General features: G+C 66.2%; 5 protein-coding genes. All 5 read left to right on the forward strand.

The window, feature by feature from the left end; all coding sequences use genetic code 11:
* A partial coding sequence (locus EOA28_RS25365) for a peptidyl-prolyl cis-trans isomerase (protein ID WP_128315407.1) occupies window positions 1-1,434 on the forward strand: 1,434 nt, incomplete at its 5' end.
* Complete coding sequence (trpD, locus tag EOA28_RS25370) at window positions 1,431-2,441, forward strand: anthranilate phosphoribosyltransferase (RefSeq protein ID WP_127250259.1); 1,011 nt, start codon at window positions 1,431-1,433, stop codon at window positions 2,439-2,441. The genes EOA28_RS25365 and trpD, both read left to right, overlap by 4 nt.
* Window positions 2,442-2,445: 4 nt before the next feature.
* Window positions 2,446-3,258 (forward strand): indole-3-glycerol phosphate synthase TrpC, encoded by an 813-nt coding sequence (gene trpC, locus EOA28_RS25375; RefSeq protein WP_127250260.1) that lies wholly within the window; start codon window positions 2,446-2,448, stop codon window positions 3,256-3,258.
* A 2-nt stretch (window positions 3,259-3,260) separates the two neighbouring features.
* The gene (gene moaC / locus EOA28_RS25380; RefSeq protein WP_128315408.1) at window positions 3,261-3,740 is read left to right on the forward strand and encodes a cyclic pyranopterin monophosphate synthase MoaC; all 480 of its coding nucleotides are present in this window, start codon (window positions 3,261-3,263) and stop codon (window positions 3,738-3,740) included.
* Window positions 3,740-4,777 (forward strand): gephyrin-like molybdotransferase Glp (gene glp / locus EOA28_RS25385; protein WP_148670847.1); only part of this gene is annotated, 1,038 nt, incomplete at its 3' end. The genes moaC and glp, both read left to right, overlap by 1 nt.

The raw sequence follows: 4,777 nt of genomic DNA on the forward strand, positions 1-4,777 counted from the left end.
AAGAACCGCTCGCAGGTGGCCGTGCGCCAGCAAATCGTCGAGGCGATCTCCGACGGGCTGAAAGTGCCGCAGACCTTCCTCAAGGCGGTCTCGCTCTACCGCGGCGAGGACCGCACGATCGACTATCTGGTGCTGCCGAAAACGCTGGTGCAGCCGATCGAGGCGCCGTCCGACAGCGCCCTCAACGCCTATTTCGACGCCAACAAGAAGAACTACGCCGCGCCGGAATACCGCAACTTCTCCTATGTCCGGCTGGAACCGCAGGACATCGCGGATCCGTCCGCGGTGACCGACCAGCAGGTCAGCGAAGACTACAACAAGAACATCGCGCGCTACACGACGCCCGAGATGCGCACCATCGAGCAGCTGGTGTTCAAGACGCCGGACGCGGCCAAGGCGGCTTTGGATTCGCTGAAGGCTGGCGCCACCTTCGACAAGCTCGTCACCGCCGAAGGCAAGACGCAGGCCGACACGCTGCTCGGCACGCTGTCCAGGGATAAGATCGCCGACAAGGCGGTTGCCGACGCGGCCTTCTCGCTCAATGCCAACGAGGTGAGCCAGGTCGTCCAGGGCGCCTTCGGTCCCGTGCTCCTGCGCGTCACGGAGATCAAGCCGCAGGTCGTGAAGCCGCTTTCGGAAGTGTCCGCTCAGATCCGCAAGGACCTGGCGCTCGGCGAGGCAAGCCGTATCCTGCTCGACGTGCATGATAGTTACGAGGATACCCGCGCCTCGGGCGCCTCGCTTGCCCAGGCCGCCGACAAGCTGAAGCTCAAGGTCGTCACCATGGACGCCATCGACCGCACCGGCCAGCGGCCGGACGGCAGCGTAGTCAATGACCTGCCGCAATCGGCCGATCTCATCAAGGCGGTGTTCGCGGCCGAGCCCAATACCGAGAATGAAGGCCTGACGACCGCCGACAACGGTTTCGTCTTCTACGAGGTGCAGTCGATCACGCCGGCGCGCGACCGCACGCTGGATGAGGCCCGCAAGAAGGTCGTGGCCGACTGGACGGAAGCCGAGACCGACAAGCGGCTCGACGCGAAGGCGCAGGAGCTCGAGAAGCGCCTCAAGGCCGGCACCACGCTCGACGTCACCGCCGGCGAGCTCAAGCTCGACAAACAGACCAAGCGCGGTTTGAAGCGCGAAGCCGACGATGCCGATTTCGGCAAGGAGGGTGCCGCCGCCATGTTCGGAGTCGGCGAAGGCGGCACCGGCCTGATCCCCTCGCCCACCGGCGACGGCCAGATCCTGTTCAGGGTCGCCGAGGTCTTCGAGCCGGCTGGCGCCGACGGCAGCACGGTGCCGGACGAGGCGCAGAAATCCTTCGGCGCCGGCATGTCCGACGACCTGCTCGACCAGCTGGTGGCGCAACTGCAGTCGCAATATGACGTTCGCATCGATCCGAACGCCGTTTCGCAAGCACAGACACGATGAGCGCGCTGAAGACACATATAGCCAAGGTCGCCACCGGCACCGCGCTTTCCTTCGAGGAAGCCCGCGAGGCGTTCGACATCATCATGTCGGGCGACGCGACGCCCGGCCAGATCGGCGGCTTCCTGATGGCGCTGCGCGTGCGCGGCGAGACCGTGGGCGAGATATCCGGCGCGGTCGCCACGATGCGCGCCAAGATGCTGCGTGTCGAGGCGCCGCAGGGCGCCATCGACATCGTCGGCACCGGCGGCGACAATTCGCACTCGGTTAACATCTCGACCGCTTCGGCCTTCGTCATCGCCGCCGCCGGCGTGCCCGTCGCCAAGCACGGCAATCGCGGCCTGTCCTCGCTGACCGGCTCCGCCGATGTGCTGACGGCGCTGGGCGTCAGAATAGATATCTCGCCGGAAATGATCGGCCGCTGCATCCATGAGGCCGGCGTCGGCTTCATGTTCGCGCCGGCGCATCATCCGGCGATGAAGCATGTCGGGCCGACCCGGGTCGAGCTCGGCACGCGCACCATCTTCAATCTGCTCGGACCGCTGTCGAACCCCGCCGGCGTCAGCCGCCAGATGGTCGGCGTTTTCCTGCCGGAATGGATCATGCCGGTGGCCGAGACGCTGAAGGCGCTAGGCGCCGAGCACGCCTGGGTCGTCCATGGCGATGGCTATGACGAGATCACGACCACGGGCGAGACGCAGGTTGCGGAGCTTGCCGGCGGTGAGATCCGCACCTTCACCCTGACGCCGGAAGCCGTCGGGCTGAAGCGGCACACCAAGGAAGAGCTACGCGGCGGCGACGCGGCCTACAACGCCAGGCAACTGCGCGATATGTTGGGTGGCGCCGTGGGCGCCTATCGCGACACGGTGCTGATGAACGCCGGCGCCGGTCTGGTTGTGGCCGGCAAGGCGACGACGCTTGCCGACGGCATCGCGGCGGCAGCGCAAGCGATCGACAGCGGTCGCGCCCTTGCGGTGCTGGACAAGCTCGTCGAGATTTCGAACGGATAAGGCCTTGTCGGACATCCTGCGCAAGATCGAAGCCTATAAGCGCGAAGAGATCGCGGCAGCGAAGGCGAAGATACCGCTGGCCGAGATCAAGGCGCGCGCAAAGGATGCCGGTGCGACGCGCGGTTTTTTGGCGGCGCTCGAGGCGAAGCGAAGAGCGGGGAGCTTCGGGCTGATCGCCGAAATCAAGAAGGCCAGCCCTTCCAAGGGGTTGATCCGCGCCGATTTCGACCCCCCGTCATTGGCGCAGGCCTATCAGCAAGGTGGCGCCGCGTGCCTTTCGGTGCTGACCGACGCACCGTCTTTCCAGGGCGCTCCGGAATTCCTGACGGCCGCGCGCGCAGCGGTGCGCCTGCCGGCCCTGCGCAAGGATTTTCTGTTCGATCCCTATCAGGTCTACGAAGCACGCGCCTGGGGCGCCGATGCGATCCTCATCATCATGGCGAGCGTCGACGACGCGCTGGCCAGCGAGCTTGAAGCGACCGCCTTCGAGCTCGGCATGGACGCACTGATCGAGGTGCATGATGAGAATGAAATGCAGCGCGCGCTCACTTTGTCTTCGCGGCTGATCGGCATCAACAACCGTGATCTCAGAACCTTCCAGACCAGCCTCGACGTTTCGGAGCGCCTGGCCGCCATGGTGGCGGCGGATCGGCTGCTGGTCAGCGAGAGCGGCATCTTCACGCATCAGGATTGCCGCCGGTTGGAGAAGAGCAAGATCGGTACTTTCCTCGTCGGCGAGAGCCTGATGCGGCAGGCGGACGTAGCTGCCGCGACCAAGCTTCTGCTGACAGGCAAGGCAGCGGCCGAGGCCGTTTGAGAATGCCCGCCCTCACCCATCTCGGCGCCAAGGGCGAAGCCAACATGGTCGATGTCGGCGAAAAGGCCGAGACGACCCGCACGGCAATCGCCGAGGGTTTTGTCTCGATGCGGCCCGAAACGCTGGAGACGATTCTGGCCGGCGACGCCAAGAAGGGCGATGTGCTGGGCACCGCCCGTATCGCCGGCATCATGGCCGCGAAGAAGACGCATGAATTGATCCCGCTTTGCCATCCGCTGCTTCTGACCAAAGTGGCCGTCGAGATCGAGCCGGACCATTCGCTGCCCGGCCTCAAGGTGACAGCGCTCGCCCGCGTCACCGGCAAGACCGGCGTGGAGATGGAAGCGCTAACCGCCGCCTCGGTCGCCTGCCTCACCATCTACGACATGGCCAAGGCGGTGGATCGCGGCATGGTGATTTCCGGTGTCCGGCTGGTCGAGAAGACCGGCGGCAAATCCGGTGACTACAAGGCGGATGCCTGATGGCGCTGGTACCGGTCGCCGAAGCGCTCGCGCGCTTGCTCGACGGCGCAGCACCTTTGCCGGGCGAGAGCGTGCCGCTGGCGGACGCGGCCGGGCGGGTCCTGGCGGAACCGGTTGTGGCGCTGCGCACGCAGCCGCCCTTCAACGCCTCCGCGATGGATGGTTATGCCGCGCGTTCCGCCGACGTCGCTTCAGCGCCAGCGCAATTGGAAGTGATAGGCATGGCGCCTGCCGGGCGCGGTTTCTCCGGAACCGTCGGCAAAGGCCAGGCCGTGCGCATCTTCACCGGCGCGCCGCTGCCTGAAGGCGCCGACACCATCGTCATCCAGGAAAACGTCCGCGACCTCGGCAATGGCAGGATCGAGGTGACGGAGCCGACCGCGCAAGCACGCAATGTCCGGCGCCGCGGGCTCGACTTCGGCGAGGGCGACGTGCTGCTCGGAAATGGTCGCGTGCTCGACGCGGCGGCCCTTTCGCTGGCGGCTTCTGCCAACCACCCTGCCTTGAATGTCGTCCGCCAGCCGCTGGTCGCGATCATCGCCACCGGCGATGAATTGCTGCCGCCGGGCAGCACGCTCGGCCCCGATCAGATCATTTCGTCGAATGCCTATGGCGTTGCCGCCGCCGCCCAGTCGGTTGGCGCACGCGCACTCGATCTTGGCATCGCGGCCGACCGCAAGGAGGCGATCGCCGCGCTGGTCAGGAGAGCGGTCCAGGCGGGCCCGGATGTCATCGTCACGCTCGGCGGCGCCTCGGTCGGCGATCACGACCTGATCCATGACGTGCTGACCGGCGAAGGCATGCGGCTCGACTTCTGGAAGATCGCCATGCGTCCCGGCAAACCGTTGATGTTCGGCCGGCTTGGCAATGTCCGCTGCATCGGCCTGCCAGGCAATCCGGTGGCAAGCATCGTCTGCTCGCAGCTCTTCCTGAAGCCGCTGCTTGCCCGGCTCGGCGGCCGCAATTTCAGGCAGGACGTGCGAACGGCCCGGCTGGGCGCCGCGATGCCGGCCAACGATCTCAGGCAGGACTACGTG

The organism is Mesorhizobium sp. M2A.F.Ca.ET.067.02.1.1 (genome assembly GCF_004023285.1).
GTDB lineage: Bacteria > Pseudomonadota > Alphaproteobacteria > Rhizobiales > Rhizobiaceae > Mesorhizobium.